This is a genomic window from Umezawaea beigongshangensis, assembly GCF_016464305.1.
Lineage (GTDB): Bacteria > Actinomycetota > Actinomycetes > Mycobacteriales > Pseudonocardiaceae > Umezawaea_A > Umezawaea_A beigongshangensis.
This window is the reverse complement of record NZ_JAEIOJ010000011.1, coordinates 36724-55283: the sequence shown is the minus strand read 5'-3', so window position 1 is coordinate 55283 and position 18560 is coordinate 36724. Positions and strand designations below refer to the sequence as shown.

At 71.1% G+C, this 18560-nt stretch carries 18 protein-coding genes; 7 read left to right on the top strand and 11 right to left on the bottom strand.

Features of this window, described 5'->3' with window-relative positions; translation table 11 throughout:
- Positions 1-62 precede the first annotated feature (62 nt).
- The 3 genes from IMZ35_RS24195 to IMZ35_RS24185 all read left to right on the top strand — a co-directional run bounded on the left by IMZ35_RS24195 (position 63) and on the right by IMZ35_RS24185 (position 1543).
- Positions 63-644, top strand: a complete 582-nt coding sequence (locus IMZ35_RS24195) for a DinB family protein (RefSeq protein WP_199443487.1) — start codon at positions 63-65, stop codon at positions 642-644.
- A gap of 369 nt (positions 645-1013) precedes the next feature.
- Complete coding sequence (locus IMZ35_RS24190; protein WP_199443486.1) at positions 1014-1226, top strand: hypothetical protein; 213 nt, start codon at positions 1014-1016, stop codon at positions 1224-1226.
- A gap of 83 nt (positions 1227-1309) precedes the next feature.
- Entirely contained in the window at positions 1310-1543 is a 234-nt protein-coding gene (locus IMZ35_RS24185) for a hypothetical protein (protein WP_199443485.1), read from the top strand.
- A 741-nt stretch (positions 1544-2284) separates the two neighbouring features.
- Here the strand turns inward: IMZ35_RS24185 and IMZ35_RS24180 are convergent.
- From IMZ35_RS24180 to IMZ35_RS31910, 4 genes are all read right to left on the bottom strand, one after another.
- On the bottom strand, positions 2285-4204 hold the full coding sequence (locus tag IMZ35_RS24180) for a Calx-beta domain-containing protein (protein ID WP_199443484.1): 1920 nt from the start codon (positions 4202-4204) through the stop codon (positions 2285-2287).
- Positions 4205-4967: 763 nt separating this feature from the next.
- Positions 4968-5693, bottom strand: a complete 726-nt coding sequence (locus IMZ35_RS24175; RefSeq protein WP_199443483.1) for a hypothetical protein — start codon at positions 5691-5693, stop codon at positions 4968-4970.
- A 129-nt stretch (positions 5694-5822) separates the two neighbouring features.
- Positions 5823-6464 carry a response regulator gene (locus IMZ35_RS24170; protein ID WP_199443482.1) on the bottom strand — a complete coding sequence of 214 codons (642 nt, stop codon included), beginning with the start codon at positions 6462-6464 and terminating at the stop codon, positions 5823-5825.
- A complete protein-coding gene (locus IMZ35_RS31910; protein ID WP_199443481.1) occupies positions 6461-7651 on the bottom strand; it encodes a sensor histidine kinase in 1191 nt (396 codons plus the stop codon). Before IMZ35_RS31910 ends, IMZ35_RS24170 begins: the two co-directional genes overlap by 4 nt.
- Positions 7652-7797: 146 nt before the next feature.
- Between IMZ35_RS31910 and IMZ35_RS24160 the strand changes: the two genes are divergently transcribed.
- Positions 7798-8631, top strand: a complete 834-nt coding sequence (locus IMZ35_RS24160; RefSeq protein ID WP_199443480.1) for a CPBP family intramembrane glutamic endopeptidase — start codon at positions 7798-7800, stop codon at positions 8629-8631.
- Positions 8632-8831: 200 nt separating this feature from the next.
- On the opposite strand, the gene IMZ35_RS24155 is transcribed toward IMZ35_RS24160, so the two are convergent.
- Together IMZ35_RS24155 and IMZ35_RS24150 are read right to left on the bottom strand one after the other, a co-directional pair.
- Positions 8832-9347, bottom strand: a complete 516-nt coding sequence (locus tag IMZ35_RS24155) for a hypothetical protein (protein ID WP_199443479.1) — start codon at positions 9345-9347, stop codon at positions 8832-8834.
- Positions 9344-11194, bottom strand: a complete 1851-nt coding sequence (locus IMZ35_RS24150) for a DEAD/DEAH box helicase (protein WP_229373123.1) — start codon at positions 11192-11194, stop codon at positions 9344-9346. Before IMZ35_RS24150 ends, IMZ35_RS24155 begins: the two co-directional genes overlap by 4 nt.
- A 780-nt stretch (positions 11195-11974) precedes the next feature.
- Between IMZ35_RS24150 and IMZ35_RS24145 the strand changes: the two genes are divergently transcribed.
- Both IMZ35_RS24145 and IMZ35_RS24140 read left to right on the top strand, forming a co-directional pair.
- Positions 11975-12706, top strand: a complete 732-nt coding sequence (locus IMZ35_RS24145) for a GAF domain-containing protein (RefSeq protein WP_199443478.1) — start codon at positions 11975-11977, stop codon at positions 12704-12706.
- Positions 12707-13237: 531 nt separating this feature from the next.
- Positions 13238-13681, top strand: coding sequence for a DUF2690 domain-containing protein (locus IMZ35_RS24140; protein WP_199443477.1), 444 nt, complete (start codon positions 13238-13240; stop codon positions 13679-13681).
- A 266-nt stretch (positions 13682-13947) separates the two neighbouring features.
- On the opposite strand, the gene IMZ35_RS24135 is transcribed toward IMZ35_RS24140, so the two are convergent.
- On the bottom strand, positions 13948-14178 hold the full coding sequence (locus IMZ35_RS24135) for a hypothetical protein (RefSeq protein WP_199443476.1): 231 nt from the start codon (positions 14176-14178) through the stop codon (positions 13948-13950).
- A 145-nt stretch (positions 14179-14323) separates the two neighbouring features.
- Here IMZ35_RS24135 and IMZ35_RS24130 point away from each other — a divergent pair, with 145 nt between their 5' ends.
- Positions 14324-14476 (top strand): hypothetical protein, encoded by a 153-nt coding sequence (locus tag IMZ35_RS24130; protein ID WP_199443475.1) that lies wholly within the window; start codon positions 14324-14326, stop codon positions 14474-14476.
- 227 nt (positions 14477-14703) lie between these two features.
- Here the strand turns inward: IMZ35_RS24130 and IMZ35_RS24125 are convergent, their stop codons facing one another.
- The 4 genes from IMZ35_RS24125 to IMZ35_RS24110 form a co-directional block, all read right to left on the bottom strand.
- Positions 14704-16650: a RiPP maturation radical SAM C-methyltransferase gene (locus IMZ35_RS24125; protein WP_199443474.1), complete on the bottom strand. Its 1947-nt coding sequence runs from the start codon at positions 16648-16650 to the stop codon at positions 14704-14706.
- A gap of 4 nt (positions 16651-16654) precedes the next feature.
- Entirely contained in the window at positions 16655-17119 is a 465-nt protein-coding gene (locus IMZ35_RS24120; protein WP_199443473.1) for a hypothetical protein, read from the bottom strand.
- A 282-nt stretch (positions 17120-17401) separates the two neighbouring features.
- A complete protein-coding gene (locus IMZ35_RS24115; RefSeq protein WP_199443472.1) occupies positions 17402-17692 on the bottom strand; it encodes a hypothetical protein in 291 nt (96 codons plus the stop codon).
- 124 nt (positions 17693-17816) lie between these two features.
- Positions 17817-18527 (bottom strand): class I SAM-dependent methyltransferase, encoded by a 711-nt coding sequence (locus IMZ35_RS24110; protein WP_199443471.1) that lies wholly within the window; start codon positions 18525-18527, stop codon positions 17817-17819.
- Between the last annotated feature and the right edge of the window lie 33 nt (positions 18528-18560).

The window sequence follows — 18560 nt, the reverse complement described above, 5'->3', positions numbered from 1 at the left end:
CGATGCCACCACCCGGACGAACTCGCGTGCGGGTGCGGGGCTGGTGGTGCACGCTCGTACTCGTGATCGACGACTTCGCGAAGGAGTACCTGCACAGCGACCTGCGAGAGATCCGCGAGGTGATGCTCCGGAAGCTCGACGGGCTGTCCGAGTACGACGTCCGCCGTCCTCTGACCTCGACCGGAACCAACCTCCTCGGTCTGGTCAAGCACCTGTCGGTGACCGAGGCCCGGTACTTCGGCGAGGTCTTCGACCGGCCGTTCCCCGAACCCGTCCCCCGGTGGGACGACCTCGGACAGCGCGGCACCGACATGTGGGCCACCGAGCACGAGACACGCGAGGACATCACCGATCGCTACCGACGCGTCTGGGAATACGCCGACGCGACGATCGCCGCTCTCGCCGTCGACTCGCCGGGCCACGTGCCCTGGTGGCCACGTCCCGACGTGATGCTGTTCAACGTCCTGGTCCACGTGCTCACGGAGACCAGCCGGCACGCCGGGCACGCCGACGTCCTGCGGGAGCAGCTGGACGGCGAGGTCGAGATGAACGCGGACGGCACGGCCCGGGACGCGGCGCTCTGGGAGAAGCGGCGGGCGGAGGTCGAACGGGCTGCCGGGGCAGCCGCCGGGCCAAGTCGGTGATCACCTGCTGACCCCTTCGCCCCCGACCACCCGCGACAGCCCAGCCGGGAGCGCTCAGGACTGCCGACGACCGCGGCGCAACGGACGCTGAACCGGCACCGGCCCTCTCCGCTGGGCCGATGCCGCAGGTGACCCGCGGGACCTCACCCGGTTGTCGTGCTCGGAGTTTGCCCGAGCACGACAACCGGGAACCCGATGCTCGCCACGACAGCGGGCACGGTGCCGACACCGCTACGTCGAGGGGAACACACCGACACCGCTGAGAACACGAGCAGCGCCCTCGCAGGCGAGTCCGGGAGGTGTGCGGTCACGGTCGTCCGGGGCCTGCGCGACAGTGCGGGTCCTCATCGAGGGCAAGGGAAGTGCGCGGTGTCTCTTCTGCCGAAGACCAGGTCGGAAGGCGTGCAGTTCGTGTGCGTGGTGCTCATGTGGCTGTCCTCGACGGTGCTCGCGCCCTCGTTGTCGGAGGAGCGTCTGGTCGTCGAGCCGATCAGAGTGCTGCTCTCCGGCTGCATGACGCTCTTCATCTGGTGGGCGGGCATCTCCGCACAGCGCAAGAAGAACCAGGACGGCTCGCAGTAGGGCCCGACGGACCGCACGCGCTCGGCGCAGCCTCGTCGGCCGTGCTGCCCACGGTGAAAGGACAACCGGTGACGGGAGATCCCGTGAATCAGCGCAAGCCCCTGTCCCGCAAGGCGTGGACGCTGCTGGCCGTCGCAGGCATCGTCACGTCCACGGCGATCGGCGTCGTCCTGGGCGTCCTCGCCCCCGAGGCGAGGTGGCTGGCCCACGTCGTCCTCCTCGTCCTCCTGACCGCCGCCCTCGTCGGGGTCAGGGTGCTCGGAGGCTTCGAGCAGCTCGAAGCGGCGCGGCGGAGAAACCGGGACCGCCGGTCGTAGGCGTGGCGCCCGATCGGGCCGTCGACGGCGTCTCGGGTCGAACGCGGGAGGCCTCCGGGTGCGGCGGTGCTCCACCACCAGCAGCACCGGCCGGTTCCCACCGCGCCACAGCACACTCGCCGGGGAATGCTCGTCACCCCGCGGGTGGGACCGTCGCGGTGCCGGGGCGTCCACCACGCGGACGTGGTGACGCGCGATGCCGGGAGCGCGGCCGAGTCCGCCACGCGTCGCCCAGATCCCGGACGTCGGCGGGGACCGTGGAGCGCTGCCCGGTCAGCGGTTCCGCGTGTCGGGCGGCTGTGGTCGACGCGCCGCGCCGACGAGTCTCACCCCGAGTTCGGCACCGAGCGGGCCCGGCGCGGAAGCGCAGCGGACCGCCTCAGCAGCGGCAGCGTTGGCGGTACCCAGCAGTTGGTGCCAGGTCGACGTCGACCTGGCCAACTACCGGGACGCCCCCGGCGGCCGGGTCCTGAGCCAGCTCTCCCGCGGTCACCGGGTGTGCGAGCACGGATGGGTCGACGGCTGGTACGTCGTGGACGTCGAGTTCGGTCCCAGCGACGAGCGCCGTTCTGCCAGGAGTTCGGGCGGTGTGGTCCGGGGCGCACGACTCCGCCGAACGCCCTTTCGCTCGGCGGCTGCTTCGGCGGCGTGGCGGGGGCCACCGCGGTGCCGGTGGCCGCCGCCAGGTGTCGTGGCGGCGGCCCGTCCCGCTGGGACGCGGACGTTTCCGGTGACCGGGAGTCAGCTGGTGCAGGGGTTGCCGCCGGGGTGCGCGCCGGTGCCGTGGACGTCGGCGTGCGCCTCACCGACGACCACGTCGGCCAGCGGGGTGTCCAGCACCACGGCCCGCTGGGTCACCGAGGTCGCCGTGGTCTCGGTGCTGTTGAGCCGCAGTGAGCCGATCACCAGCGGAATGGTGATCGGCGCGGATCCGACGGTCGTCGGCACACCGTTGATCTTGAGCGAGGCGATCGTCGAGCTGCCCGAGAACTGCGGGGCCAGTCCCGTGCCACTGGGAACGCACCGGGCCACGGCCTCGGACTCGATCACACCCAGTTCCACGGTCAGGCCGAGGGTGCTGATGGTGGTCGTGTCGATCCGCGCGGTCGCGGTGGCGTTGTCACCCGCGGCGGGCGAGGCCGTGGTCAGGTCGTCCGGTGTCTGGTCGGTGACGGCGGAGAGGACCCGGGCCCTCACCCTCAGCGCCGCGGCGTTCAGGTCGACCTGCGCCAGCGTGGTGTCGTCGTCCACGCACGGCACGTCGGCCGGGTTGGCCACCACGGGCTCGACGCCGAGGAGGTTCAGGGCGCTGGCCCGGCAGGAGAACACCCCGTCCCGGTCGTCGTCGAGGATCGTGACGACACCGACCGGGTCGGTGATCGCCGCACCGCTGGCCCCGGACAGCGTCACGGTGAACGTCTCGTCCGGCTCGTCCACCGTGTCGCCGTTGACGGGCACGGTCACCGGCGCGGTGGTCTGTCCGGGTGCGAAGGTCACGGTGCCGGCGGTCGCCACGTAGTCCGCGGGTGCGGTCGCGGTGGCGTCGGCGGTCGCGAAGTCGACCGTCACCGGGTCGGGGCTGGGCCGGTCCAGGGTCACCGCGAGGGTGGCCGGCGTGGTGCCCGTGTTGCCCTCTGCGACGGTGATGTCGTCGACGGACAGGCCGGGCACGTGCACGGTGTTGTGCTCCAGGAACCCCCGCGAGGTGCCGTCGACCAGGAAGTCGACCGTGCAGTGGTAGGTGCCGGCCGGGGTACCGGGGGCTGCTGTGATCGTCTCGGTGAAGGTGGCGTCCTCGCCGCTGTTCACGACCCGGCTCGCGGGTGCGAACCCGACGGTCAGGTGCGGGTCGCACGCGGTGATCGTGGGTGTGACGGTGACCTGAACGGCCTGGATGCCGTCGAGGATGGCTTGCGCGACCTGGTCGGCCGGAACGTTGTTGAGCAGCACGCCCCCGGTGGCGTTCACGATCGCGGTGGCCTGCCCGCCCTGGTCCAGTCCTGCGCCGGCCGAGCCCATGTTGACCGCGATGACGCGGACGTCGGCGGCCTGCAGCGCGGCGATCGCGTCCGCCAGGGTGTGCCCCTGGCTGGGGTCGTGCGACGGTGCGTCGCCGAACCACGCCACGATCCGCGTGCCGTCGGGGCGGAACGCGATGGCACCGCTGCCGATCTCGAACAGCGCGGTGATGGCGGCTTCGGGGAAGTCGCCGCCGCCCGAGGCGACCCAGGCGTTGATCCCGTTCTGCACGGCGGTGGTGTCGCCGGTGAGGTTCTGGTTGACGCGGAAGACGAACGGGTCCCCGGCGTCGCGGTACTCCGACACCGCGAACTGCGCCGTCGGTTCGGCGTCGAGCACCGCGCTGGTCACGGCACCGGCGTTGTTCCGCACGTCGGCGATGGCGCCGCCCATGCTCCCGGTGGTGTCGGCGAGGAACACCAGGTCGGGATTGGGCGGAACCTCCGGGGTGGTGACCGTCTTGGCCACCTCGGTGCTCGCGCCCGGACCGAGGGTGACCACGACGTCGGACGGCTCCACCTGGGCCTCCGCCTGCGGGGCCGCGACGACCGCGACCGTCGCGGCCCACACCGTGGCCGTGACCGTGACCGCTGTGACGAGTCTGCGCGACAGAGAGCGTCGCCGCGTTCTGGAATCGGACATGGTTCTCCCATCATCTGTTCTCGCACGACGCGGCCGGGAAGGCCGCCCGGTGTCGGGTGCCGCCCGTCGACCGGTCCGGCGCGTCAGCGCGGACCGCCGCGGCAGGCGTGGAAGGACGAGCGGTCAGCAGATCGAGGCGACGCAGCCCTCGTCGCCGGAACTGGTGGGAACACGGACGTTCCCGCCGTCACCGACCGTCCGGTGTGGAGGGAGGGCGCGCGGCTGCGACCGGCCCGTCGGCCGCACCGCTCATCACGGCCGCGCGTGGCCGCTGCGGGCCGGGAGGAAGACGAATCGTGTAGACGGACTCTCCTGCGGAGAGGTGCTCTGGAAGTCTGCGCGCCACTGCCGACCGAAGAGTCACGCCCCCGAATCCGCTGACCGTCCACCCGCCACAGCGGCGGACGGCCCGATCGATTTCGACAAGCAGGAAGTTGTGCCCCCGTGGTGGAAACCCATCAGCGATTATTGACGCCGCGGAGATCCTGGCCAAGCCTCCGGCAGTGTGGGACAAAAACCTGCGTCACCACACCAGCGGTGCGAGCAGTGGTCCCTCCAGGTGATGGCGACCGGCCCGCGCGGTCACGTTCGGCCCACGTCCCGTCCTTGCCGCGCGGTACCCGCCTCACGGCGACGCGGTCGCCGGACCGGTTCGCCGATCACCTGGTGACGTGCCGGTGGCGCGGAGCACCGCGTTCTCGTGCCGCACCACGAGCGGTCTGACGTGCGAGCGGTGACCGGAGCACCGCCGCTCGGTTCCCGATCAGGCCCCGGACGGCGGGGCCAGGTCGGCGGCCCGCATCGAGTCGAAGGAGATCGTGCGCACGCCCGTGAGGATCTTCAGGTAGCGGTACGGCTCCGGCGACGGGTTCTCGACCGTCGCGACGCCGGTGGAGCGGATCACGACCAGCTGCCCCTGTCCGAGACGCTTCCCGTCCCGGTCCAGGAAGTGGACGTCCGCGCTGACGCCGAACACGTCGTTCGGCCGCAGGGCGTAGTGGACCTGGAGATCACCCACCCCCTCCTCGCCTGCGCCGAGGTCGAGCACCAGGAACCTGCTGAACCGCCCGTGCACCACGGCGTACCGACCGTCGGGGGCTCCGGTCAGCTCGGCCGCGTCGTCCACCTGGACCTCGTTGGCGGGTGCGACCGCGTCGACGTACGGGTCCGGTGCCGCCGTCCGCCGGGTGCCGTCGGGCAAGAACGGGGAGAAGTCGCCGTCGAGCCCGACGGGCACGAAGGCACAGCGGTAGGCGTCCCGGTCCCCCCTGCTCACACCCGCCGCGCCAGCGGTCTCGCACCGCGCGCACGTGGAGAACCTGCGGGTGGTCGTGGTCCAGCCCGAGCCGGGAGGCGGAGCGAACCAGCAGTGCGACGGGTCCGCGCCGACAGGCGGAGTCTCGACGGGAGCAGCGGCCGCGGCGGTGGCCACCGGCGCCGACAGCAGGAGCGTGGCCAGCACGGTCGCCAGCACGGTCGGAGTACGCATCTTCCGAGTATCCGCGCCGGTCGTGCGCACCGGGAGGCCCTTGGCACGGATTACGACATCGCGGTGACGTGATGACCGCTGGGCGTGCGCTCGAACCGGAGAACGCCGGTGTTCTCGCGCGGAGCACCGCTACCGCGTTTCGGAGATGCCGCTCCGCACCACCAGTGCGAGTTGGGTGCGGTCCCTGAGGCCGAGCTTGCGCAACGCGCTGGACACGTGGTTCTTCACCGTGCCCTCCGTGATGAACAGGTGCGCGGCGATCTCCTTGTTGCTGGCTCCGGTGGCCACCAGGGCGGCCACGTCCGCCTCGCGGGAGGACAGCAGTTCGTGGTGGGGAACCTCCGCGGGGTGGGGGTGGACGATCTCGGCGACCAGTCGCGCCGCCACCGGGCTGTCGAGGACGGTCTTTCCTGCCGCGACCTTGTGGATCGCCGCGACGAGATCGTCCGGTGAGGTGTCCTTGAGCAGGTAGCCGCGAGCTCCGGCGCGCAACGCCCCGAAGAGGTACTCGTCCTCCTCGAAGGTGGTCAGCACGATGCACGCCACGTGCGGGAAGTCCTCGGTCAGAGCGGCGATCAGCGTGACGCCGTCCATCACCGGCATCCTCGCGTCGACCAGTGCGACGTCCGGCCGCTGCGCCGCCACCATCGGCAGCGCCTCCGCGCCGTTCGCCGCCTCCGCGACGACCTCGACGCCCTCCTCGACGTCGAGCAACGTCCTCAGGCCGCGGCGCATCAGCACCTGGTCGTCGACCAGGATCACCCGGATCACGGTCGTTCCCCGGCGGGCAGCTCGACGCGCAGTTCGAACCCGCCGCCCGGCCGGTTGCCCGCGGTGAGCGTGCCACCGAGCTCCGCCACGCGTTCGGCCAGCGCGCCCAGTCCGAAGCCCTGCCGCACCGGTTCGGTCGGTGCGCCCGATCCGTCGTCGGCGATCACCAGCCGCGCCCCGCCGTCCGGGAAGCTCAGTTCGGCGGTGGCCGTGCCCGCACCGGCGTGCCGGAGCACGTTGGTCAGTCCTTCCTGCAAGGCCCGGTAGAGCACGATCTCGGTGTCCGGTCCGAGGTCGTGCTCCGGGCCGGTGACCCGGAGGTCGACCCGGACGTCCGCGCCGTCGAATGTCCTGGCCAGCTCGCCGAGCGCGGCACTGCCCCGGCGCCCCTCCAGTGCGAGCGGGCGCAGCGCGCGCACCGCTCGTCGCGTCTCGGCCAACGCCTGCACGGTCAGTTGCTTGGCCTGGCGCACCTCGGCCCACGCCTGCGTCGAGGCGCGGGTGCGCAGCCTCTCCGCGTTCTCCAGATCGACCTTGATCACGGTCAGGTGGTGCCCCAGCGAGTCGTGCATCTCCCTCGCCATCCGTGCGCGCTCCTCGGCGACCGCCAGCCGCCGGATCTGCTCCTCGTGCCGGTCCAGGTCGGCGCGCGCGGCCGTCAGCTCGTCCAGCAGGTGACCGGCCCGTGCCTGGTGCATCCGCGCCGTCCGCACCGAGGCGGCCGCGACGATGCCGAAGGCGCAGAACACGGCGATGGTCAGCGTGCTGCGCAGCGCGTCGTTCCAGTCGAGGTGGGGATAGGTCAGTCCCCCGAAGAAGAACAGCACGAGCAGCACGCCGAGCGTTCCGAACGCCTCGCGGCTGCCGAAGACCTGCGCGACGTTGCCGAGCCCGATCAGCAGCAGCGGCGCGATCAACCCGCTGCCGTCGACGTAGGCCAGCACCACGCACACGATCAGGAACACCGCCGTCACCGGTCTGCGCCTGCGTGCCACGGCGAGCTCCCACGGCAGCGCGAGCCACAGCGCGATCAGCACCACCAGCAACCCCGCCAGCGGCACGACTCCCAGCCCCGGCGGGTACGTCGGTGCGCCGAGGGCGTGCAGCGTCAGCACTGCCGGCACGGTGATCCAGAACAGGACCGTGAACAGCAGCGGGCGCATCGGCTCGGGAGAACGCACGTCCACCCCGTCGAGGTTAGGTGGCGTGCGGGTGGTCCGCATCGACCTCGGGGGTCGTGTCGTGCCCATGACTTCCGTCATGGGCACGATCGTGACGCGTCGTCCGTCCGCGGCCGGATGTGCTGACACCGGACCCCTCCTAGTTTTCCCGCATGGACCTCACCTCCTCGGCCGTGATCCGCGGCCTGTCGTGTCGCACGTGGCGAGTTCTGCTGGCCCTGTCCGGGTTCTTCGGCTGCCTCCTCGTCGTCGGCCTGGGAGTCGGACGGGCCACCGCGTCGTTGCCCACGACGATCTCGTTCGTGATCGCGGGCGTGGTGATGTCGGCGAGCACGCTCGGGATGGTCCTCCTGCTGCGACGGCACGTGGACCGCGGAACGTGGCGGGGCACCGGTCTGTCGTGCGACCGGAGGACGCTGCCCCAACTGCTCCTCGGGGTCGCGCTCGCCGCCGCGGTCACCGCGGTCGCCGGGGGGATCACCGTCTGGCTCGGCCACGCCGACTGGGGCAGGGCGACGGCCACGACGGCGACGGTGGGACTCACCGACGTGATCGTCACGACCACCGCGTCCACGCTGCTCGTGCAGGGCTTCCCGGAGGAGCTGGTCTTCCGCGGCTACGTGTTCGGCAACCTGCGCGAGGTGCAGCCGCTCTGGGCCGCCGCGGTCGTCAGCTCGGTGCTGTTCGGGTCGATCCACGTGCTCTCCCACAGCGGCGCGACCACGCTCGGCCAGCGCCTGACCTACGCGGCCACGGCAACCGGGTTCGGGCTGGTGCTCGCGGCCTGCCGCACGGCCAGTGGAGCGCTGTGGCTCGGCACGGGTTTCCACGCCGGACACGACGCGTTCACCGGAGTCCTCGTCACCGTGCACCGGGACGCCTTGGTACCGGCGCTGCTGGTCGCACTCGGCACCCTGCTCACCACGGCGGCGATCACCTTCGCAGCGCACCGGAGGAGAACGCGGAAGAACAGCCGGTCCGCATGAAGTACGAACTCTGCTCACATCGCCCGACTCCGGCACACCGCGGCGATCGCGCCGGCCTGTTCGACGGGCTGACGATCGGTTTCGTCGTGACGGTCCAGCACGTCGAGACCCGCCGGTGACCACGGTGGACGAGGTTCCTCGTTCACGCGGGCGCACCAGCGCGCTTCCCCGATCGGGAGTGGCGCCAAGAGCAGCTCCGCTCAGACCTCGCCGTAGAAGGTCACCGGGTCGACCACGCCGAGCGGGATGCGGGTGGTCGTCGAGGTGGCCCCTGGTTCGAGGCCGCGCAGGAGCAGTGCCAGCCGGGGGCGCTCGTCCACCCGCCTGGCCACCTCGAAGAAGGTGGCCAGCAGGTGGACGCAGGGGCGGGTGCGTCCGGTGCAGGTGCAGTCGCTCTCGACGTCGGACAGGGGCGGGAGGCCCCGTTCGCGCAGGCTGTTGTGCACCTCGGCCGGGAGGTCGTCGGGTGCTCCGGCGACGAGCGGGCGGGCGTCCGCGGTCTGCTTCTCCGTCCAGGTGCTGCAGCGGACGGTGGTGCGCTGCCCGTCGACGGTGGCGGTGACCAGGCCGGGCGCGATCGTGACGTCGTCCACCCCGTCGTTGCGGGTCAGGGACCGCGCCTTGGGGATGAGCGGGTTGGCGCGGGTCACCCGTACCGGCTGGGCCAACCGGATCCAGTCCCGTCCCCAGACGGAGTTCGCGAACTCGTCGCTCATCGCGCGACCCCTTCGGCGAGCAGGGCGCGCAGTTGCTCGTCCCCGAGCCGCGCGAGGTCGGTCTTCACCGCGGGGAGCTCCCCCGCGGCCACCCCGGCGAGGTCGCGCTTGCCGGCGTGCAGGTCGGCGACGGCCTCTTCGATCGACCGCTCGGTGATCAGGGTGTGAACGGTGACCGTGCGGGTCTGCCCGATCCGGTGCGCGCGGTCGCTGGCCTGGGCCTCCACCGCGGGGTTCCACCACCGGTCGTAGTGCACCACGTGGGTCGCGCGGGTCAGGTTCAGTCCGAACCCGGCGGCGCGCAGGCTCAGGATCAGCACCGGCGGGCCGTCCGGGTCGTCGGTGAACTCCGTGGTCGTGCGTTCGCGGGCGGCGCTGGAGAGCTGGCCGTGCAGGAAGGGAACCGGCGTTCCGGTCACGTGCTCCTGCAGGTGCCGGGCGAGCAGGTCACCGGTCGCCCGGTACTGGGTGAAGACCAGTGCCCGATCGCCGTTGTCGACGACTTCGGCGAGGATCTCGGTGATCCGGTCGAGCTTGCCGGAGCGTCCGCGCAGCTCACCGCCGGTGGGTTCGAGCAGTTCCGGGTGGTTGCAGATCTGCTTGAGCCGGCCGAGCAGTGCCAGGACGCGGCCACGGCGACCGACACCGCTCCCCAGTCCGGCGGTGAAGGCCTCGTCGATGCTGGCCCGGTAGAGCGCCTCCTGCTCGGCGGTCAGCGCGCAGACGACGGTCGTCTCGATCTTCGCGGGCAGTTCCGGTGCCACGTCGACCTTGCGGCGGCGCAGGACGTGCGGACCGACGAGCTCGTGCAGTCGCTCCGCCGCAGCCGCCGACCGACGCTGTTCGACCGCGACGGAGAACCGCTGCCGGAACCGGCTCCTGGTGCCGAGCAGCCCCGGGTTGGTGAACGCGAGCAAGGACCAGAGCTCGTCGAGCCGGTTCTCCACCGGTGTGCCGGTCATGGCGAGCCGGAGGCGGGCGTCGAGGGCGCGGGCGGCTCTGGCCGCCTGAGCGTCCGGGTTCTTGATCTGCTGCGCTTCGTCGAGAACCACCACGTCCCACGTCGTCGCGCGCAGAGCCGCGTCGGAACGCAGGACGCCGTAACTGGTCAGGACGACGCCGCGCAGGTCGGCGGAACGACGGGTGGCGCCGACGTAGGTGCGCACCGGGAGGGCCGGAGCGAACCGGGCGAACTCCCGTCGCCAGTTGCCGAGCACCGACGTCGGGCAGACCACGAGGTGCGGACCCGCGCTCGGCCGCGCACGGAGCACCGTGATCGCTTGCAGGGTCTTGCCGAGCCCCATCTCGTCGGCGAGCACACCGCCGCCGTCGGACTCCGACGCGAGCAGCCAGGCGACGCCCGCCTGCTGGTAGGGGCGCAGGACGACGGAGTCGCTCCCGCTGGCGCTCGCGTGTCGGAGGACCGCTTCGACCACGGCCCCCGCCGACCAGATCGTCGTGCCGTCCAGGCCCAGGGCGGCGTGGCCGGCTGTCGGGAGACCCTCGACCAGCGCCGCGCTGGGCTGCTCGCCGGTCCTGATGACCGACGCGAGGCCGGCCCAGGCTCGGAGGGACCGCCCGGCGTTCGCCGTCGGGTTCATCGCGACCAGGGCGTCGAGAGCCGCCCGCGTCGGAACGAGTGCCGCGGGGACGTCGGTCGCGCACACCGTCGCGCGGTCGCGGTCGGGCAGCGCGAACCGGACTTCACGCCGTTCACCGGGCGGCAGGCCGAGCGCCGCGGCGTCGCCAGCGGGATCGCTCGTCCCCCACCAGGCGAACCGCTCGGCCTCCAGGAGGTAGGAGGCCTGCAACCGTCCGGGAAGGACACCGAGAACGGACGAGGGCATGCTTCCTCCAGAACGGGAATCGCGATCGGATTGTCCACCACACTACCCACGGTTTTTCACGCACTACAAACAGCGATTCTTCGACAGCAAATTCCGCATTTCGTCAACTCCGCGGCACCGAGACATTTCCGACCTGAACGCCGCGAGGCCGCGAGCACGTCGCAGACGCGGCGAAGCTCCTGGTGGACGACTTCTCGACCAGGAGCAGGGCCGTGGCCCGGCACGGGAGCTGACCGCGGCACGTGCCGACGACATCGCCGACGCCCCGACCAGGGCGGACGTCCCGTGCTGGGCCGACGAAGCACAGCGACGAGGCTCACCACCCGCACGAGGTGAGAACGCGTCGCGCTCGAACTCCGGAGCACGGCTCGCGGCGTCTCCGGTGCACCGGCGGACGCGCCCCGTCACCACGCGCACCACCACCCGAAGCGACGCCCGAGCACCGGCGCTCAGATCGCCGCCACACCCTCCACGACCGCAGTCGTCCACACCAGACGGTCGACCACCGCCCTCGCACGAGGTGCGCGTCCTCGTCGTCACGGTCTCGCCACCGCGGCACGAGATCACGACGTCCGCTCGTCGACGGCGCGGACCCGGCCGTCCACCCGCACCACGCTGTCCTGCCCGTGCTGCACGGTTGGTCCGTCCACGTGACGCCCGACCCGTGACGGCGCAGAAACACCCGCGCGCGGTGCTCGTCGGCGTTGGACAGCCACCGCGGTCACCAGGGGCGCGAGCGGGGGCTGGACGTCACACGGGCTGCGGGGCGATCATGCGGACATGCTCGTCCCGCAGCCCGCCCGTTCGCCCGTCCTGTCCGCGTTGCGGGCCGAGGCCGCCGCGCAACGGCGGCACGCGGCGCGCCAACGCGACCGGATCACCGCCGACCGGCACCAGCGACTCGTCGACGCCGAGGTCCGCGACACCCGTGCCGCGCTGCTGCGCCACGCCCGCCGACACGGCGGCGGCACGGTCGCCGCGCTGTTCGACCCCCAGTTGCACGCCCTGGCCGACACCCCGACGCTCATCAGGGCCGTGCTGGCCGCGGCACTGACCGCCGCCGACTCCTGCGACCTGCAACTGCTCGACGACGGTCGGCTGCACATCGTCGCCCACCACGGCTTCCCCCGCGCCTTCCTGGACTTCTTCTCCACCGTCGACACCGCCACACCCAGCGCCTGCGGCCGGGTCCTGGCCACCGGCCGACCCGTCCGAGTCGACGACGTCACGCGCAGTCCCGTCTTCACCGCAGCACCCACCCTGCAGGTCCTGCTCGACGCCGGTACCCGCGCCGTGGCCTCCTACCCCCTGCGCACCCCGGACGGCACCCTCCTCGGCGTGCTGTCGCTGCACCAGCACCGACCCGATCAGCGCCACCCCGCCCGTGCACACCTCATCGCCCGCGGCGCCGCCCAGGCCCTGACACACCTGCCCCTCCGCACCCCGCTGCTGCGGCACCACGCCGCTCCGGCCAGCCGCCGCCCGTCACCGCCGAGCACACCGGCCGTGTGACGGTGCACCGACGGACTCGCCGGCGCGGCGCACGACCCAGCGGCGCCTCCGGGCACCCGGCCGCACCGCCCGCGTCCCGGCACCGCTGCCCACGCCCGCGGTGCCGGTGTGGTCGAGCAGCTCGCGCCAGCCGACGGGGACGGCGGCCGGACCGCAGTCGGCCGGCCCCTTCGACCAGAACCGCTCGGACACGGACTCCGCAGCGGAGCGGGCCGATCGATACCCGTCCCGGAGTCGAACCCGGTACGCCTCAGCGACGACGACTCCGCAGGCCGGCTCACGACCGTCGTGGACCGGCGGGCGGGCGGGTGTGGTCGAGGGCGAAGTCCGCGCGGTTCAACGGCTCCTCGCACCAGAGCGGGCCGAACGGCAGCTCTCGAATCCAACCACGGCGATCCCTCGAACAGCCGGACCGCGGTCACCATGGGGTTGTTCGAGGAAGAACCCCTACCTCCGCCACGGTCGTGGTGCTCTACTGGCGCTGCCGACGGCCTCGCAGGGGGCGGGGCTCGCACATCAAGGGAGCACGTGATGGCGAAGAGGACGACGTCGCGATCGGTGGTGGCCGGTGTGGTGCTGGCCGCCACGGCGGGCTTGCTGGCCGCAGCACCGGCATCCGCCGCGCCGGTACCGCCGCGGGCGCCACGCAGTTGCGACGGGGGTGAGCCCATCGCCGGTGACGCGATCACGGCGAGATCGGCGACCTACGGCTCGATCGTGGCGGAACTGCGCTACAGCCCGTCCTACGCCTGCGCGTGGGGCCGCGTCCGCGGAGGACGGCTCGGCGACGGGGTGCACGTGAGCAGGCGGTGGAACAGCGACCCCGCCCAGACCGAGTACAACATCGCCAGCGCGATGATCACCTCCGGGTCCACCGTCTACACGCCGTGGTTCGACGACGACGGCCACACCATGTCCGCCTGCGCCGTGAACGAGGCCACCCAGACCGTCTACACCTGCACCGGCTGGTACTAGCCACCACCGTCCCGGTCGTGGTGTCGTGCCACCGGTGTCCGTCCGCGACGCCGTCGATCGGGGACGGGCCTCGGGCCGGGGCGCGGTGGTCGACCACGTTGCCAGTTCCTCGAACGCGGGATCGGCGTGCCGTCCGCAGAACGGCGTTCTGCGGACGGCACAGCACGAGCACCCCGGTCACCGCGAGCGCACTCCGCTCGGCCGACGTCAGCACGACCCGAGTTCGCCACTCACGGACCGGGAGTGCCGCTGCCGGTCGGGGGAAGTCACCCGCCGAGGAAGTCCCCGGCGTCGAGGTCGTCGAGAAGGCCGTCCAGGAGACCGTCGAGAAGGCCGTTGGGGAAGCCCTCCTCGCCGCCGTCGACGACCCTGTCGTGCGCAACGGCCCTGACCCGCTCGGTGTCGACACCGGGCTCCGCACCCGCAGCACCGGCACCGGCGGCGATCCCGCCAGCGGTCGCGACGAGCACGACCACCGCAGTGAAAGTCCTTCGCATGAATGATCCTTCCAGTTCGGGGGCCACCCACGCTAAGCACAACTCCCCCACCACACCCGGCGGACACGACCACCCGACCCGCACTTCACCAGCTCGACGGTCCCCCCGTCGTGCTGAGGCGGGCGCGACGGGGACGAGTGCCGCGGTGCACGACAGCGGCGCGACACGGGTGGTCGCCGACGTGAGCCCGCCGACCACCGACGCCCAGCTCGCGCGCGACCCGACCGCGACGCCGGAGGCTCCGACGACCTCCGGGACGGTGGTCCTGGTGGCACGTCTCGGAGGGCTGACCCGGTAGTCGGTCCTGTGTCCTGATCGGCCCGCGTTCAACGATCGGGGTTCGCGGTACTGGACCCACGATGGAGCGGGGGACGTCGGAAGACGATCGGTGAGACTGGCGATCCTCCACGTCACCCGGTGACTGCGGGCCATCCACAACCGCCAGCACGGCGTCGTACGGCCACCGACTCACCCATCCGCACCTGGCCCCACCACCCGGCCACGGTTGCGCGACGAGCCACCGGTCTAGACGTAGTTCGACAGCCATCCCTTGGGCCAGGCTGTGTCCTGGTGCGCGTTCACAACGGCCTTCGGCAGCGCCAGTCCGAGAAGCAGATCTCCCTCCCGCCAGACAAGCCTGCGCTCGTCCAGTTGAGCCACCGCGTCGTCGAGCTCCGAGGCGGAGAACCCGCCGTCGGACCGCGCGGACGCCAGCGTTCGAGCCAGACTCACCGGGCGGCGGTCAGCTCTGCTGTGCAGGTGGGCAGCCGCGCGGGAAAGCTCGAACTCCTCCGGCACCGGTGCGAACCGCGAATCGCGAACGATCGCACCGGTCTCCGTGGGCACGAGAGAAAGCTCTACGAACCTGGACCGGTGGAGGGCCTTCCAGTGGTCGACCTGCCGGACGAGCTGATTGTAGACGGTTGCCAGTTCGCTGGTGAAGCTGAATGTTCGCGCGAAGTAGTAGCAGTAGTCGTCCAACTTCAATCCACTTCGCGCCAGGAAGTCACCGGAGAACAGTACGTCGTAGCACTCGTGGTGAACAGCCTCGGTGGTGATGCCGAAGCGCTGGGGATCGGCTTGAAGTGGTGCGAAACGAGTGACGACGACCTCGGTACGCGAAACCGGAGGCATCAGGTGGTAGAGCCGGGGGAGCAGAGTGCACATCTGCCGGTAATCGTCGACCACGTCGTCCGGCAAGCCGTACAGCAGATTGTAGTAGATCATCAGGTGTTGTCGGTACCCCTCCTTGAGAAGGGACACGTTGTCGATTCCGCGCACGCCCTTGTCCATGGCGCGAAGCACTGTCGACGAGAAGGACTCTATCCCCGGCTGTATCGCGACGAAGCCTGCCGCGGCCAGCTGTTCGACACGCTCCGGAGGATGGTTCGCCTTGATCTCGGTGTGGAGGCGGAAGGGCACCTCGCGTGCGGCCAGCTGAGGAAGCAGGTCGGTGTAGTACGCCTTCGGCATGATGTAATCGGAGAATCGGAAGGTGACGTCGCCGTACTGTTCGCGCATCGCGTCGAGCATCGCCGTGGTCGATTCGGGATCGCGATACCGGTACTTCAGCGCGTCGTCGTCGATCCCGCAGAACACGCAGTGCTTGCGCTGACCCCACCAGCACCCGCGGGAGCTCTCCACCGGGAGCACCTCGGTGCGGACGCTGACGAGATGTTCCTTCTCGAGCTGGGCGGTGTCACGGTACCAATCAGCGTAGTCCGGTGTCGGCGTTCGATTGATGTCGACCTGCGGGGCGCGTATCGTCCGCTGCTCGCCCGACCGTTCGGAGGCGAGCAGATCGTGCGGGAGAGGACGGCCCTCGAGCACTCGTTGTGCGATGTCGACGATTGCCCGTTCACCGTCGCCGACCACGACGAGGTCCACGCACGGAAACGACTTCGCGACGGCCATCCCCGGTGGACCTTCCAAGGCATAGCCACCGAACACGATCACCAGGCCGGGATCCCGCGCTTTCAGGACGGAGGCGAGCGCCAGCGACGCGATGGTCTGGTCGAACAGGCACGTGAAGCCGACGACCTTCGGCGACGACTCCAGAACCCGCTCTGCGGCGACGTCCAGGAGCTTGGGCGCCACGTCGTAGCGCATCGTCATGAACAGGTCGAGCATCGAGGCCGGCGTGTACCGCCCGGCGCCGCACCTCCCGTCGGCGAACCGCCAGTACGTCTCGACCCGGTTGATGACGGCACTCTGCTGATCCCGGCCGAGCACCGGATCGAGTTCGCCGCTGAACACGAACTCGTTCAAGCCCCACGCATCAGCGACGAGCGAATAGGTGTCCGACGTCACCCAGCGGAGGAGTTCCGGCGCAAAGTGGTGCACCCGCGCCGATATCCCCGCCTCCGTCAGGCAGGACTTCAGGATGGCCAGCCCCAGGCTGGGCTCGTGCACAGGCGCCCACGGCATGCTGATGAGGGCGACGTCGTGGCTCGGTGCGCTGTCGGCGGTCATGGTGCTAGAGCTTCACAATCCCACTCGAGTCGACGACGACCTCGGACCTGACAGCCGGATCGACGACCAGGACCACTCCGAGGACGACGATGCCCACCACTGCGACCACGCCGACGAAGGGCACGGCCGCTTCTTCGTTCGCGGCCCGGACGGCGTTGAGTTCGCCGATGCGCTTGAGGCCGTTCTCGGCGGCCGCTGAAATCTCCACACCGAGCGCCTGCGCCACTTCGGCGGGTTCCACCGTCAGCTTGTTCAGGTACCGGCCGTCGATGACGGCCTGGTTGTAAAGAGCGACGAGTTGGCGAGCATCGTCCTCGGCAAGCTGGATGTCGAGTGGCAGCTCGGCGGCGATCACACCGTGAGCAGCCTCGAGATGGGCTGCCGAGACGAGCTGTGAACGCATGCGCGCCCAGTCGTCAGAAATGCGCTCGCTGAGCTGAAGGGACTGCTGAAACAAGATCTTGGGCACTGACTGGACATCACCAGGTGTAGTCATGGAATACCCCGCACGTTGAGGGCGGACCATCACGACCGATGGCAGCACAATCACCGTAGGGCGGCGATGATTGTATTTCAATCCCTCGATCTGGTGAAGAAGGCGATACTTGTTCTGAAACCGTCGATCTCGAACACCGAATATTGATCATATGCCGCGTGTCCTCTCCGAGGGTGACGCTCCTGGCCGCCCCGGTGCTCTTCCTCTCGTTCGTCGGCGACCTCGACCGGTGGACGCCACGGCGTGCCGCTGGGGTCAGGACGCGGTGACCGTGCTGGCGGGCGTCTTCTCCGTGCCGGACCGCGGTGGCCTCCGGCGCCGCGGTGTCCGGGACGGTGGCCACCGCCACCACCGCGGCGAGCACCGCGACACCAGGCCGGTCATCAGGACCGCCGGGGTGCCCGGACGGCCGACGAGCCGCGCGGCCGAGCCGCCCGCGATCATCACCGCGACGCCCTCGGCGAGAAAGCCGACACCCGTGGACAGCGGGCTCCGGTGCAGGACGTCCTGCAGGTACGGGCTGAGCAGCGTGGGCGAGCTGAGCACACCCGGCGACGAGGTGCCCGAGCTCCCGTCGGCAGCACGCCGCGAGGGGTGGGCCCGACGGCCGGACCGGACGGCTGACGACCGCTCCCCCACGGTGCGGACCCGGCCTCGAACGAGGACGGCGTCAGCGGCGGACGGAGGCGAGGAGACCGACCGGGGGCAGGGTGCCGGCGGCGATGCGGCGTTCCTCGGCTCGACGCAGGGCGTCGAGGACGTCCGGAACGCGGGTGGCCGGTTCGGTCCAGGCACCGCCGCGGCCGTCGAGCAAGCGCCACAGCACGGCCGTGGGCACCGTGGTCAGATCCGCACCGGCCCGGTCCAGCGCGGCGAGCATGGCGGAGCCCCGGTGCAGCGAGGCGTGGTCGGCGGCCCAGGCCTCGACCAGATCACCGGAGGGAGTCTCGGCGTCGAGCAGACCGGCCGCGACCAGCAGTGCACGACTGTCGTGCAGGAAGTCGGCGGCTGCGTGGTCCACCCGCTCCCAGGCGAACTCCTCGACCACGATCTGCCCGCCCCCGGCGAGCAACGTGGTGGCGTGGCCCAGGATGCCGTCCAGGTCCTCGGCGTGGTGCAGGGAACGGGTGAACAGCACGACGTCGTACTCACCGGAGACGTCGCGGACGTCGGCCCGGACCACCGGCACGCCGCGCGCCTCGGCCGCCGCGGCCACCTCGGCGTCGCGGTCCACGCCGGTGACCTCGTAACCCAGGTCGATCAGGGCCGCGGCCAGCGCGCCACGTCCGCAGCCCGCCTCGAGGACACGAGCCGGAGGCGGGGGCAGCAACGGCGTCAGGCGGGCGAGGGTGTGCGGGACGGCGACGGTGCTCAGATCCATCCGGACGACCCTAGGCGGTGCACCGCGGGACGA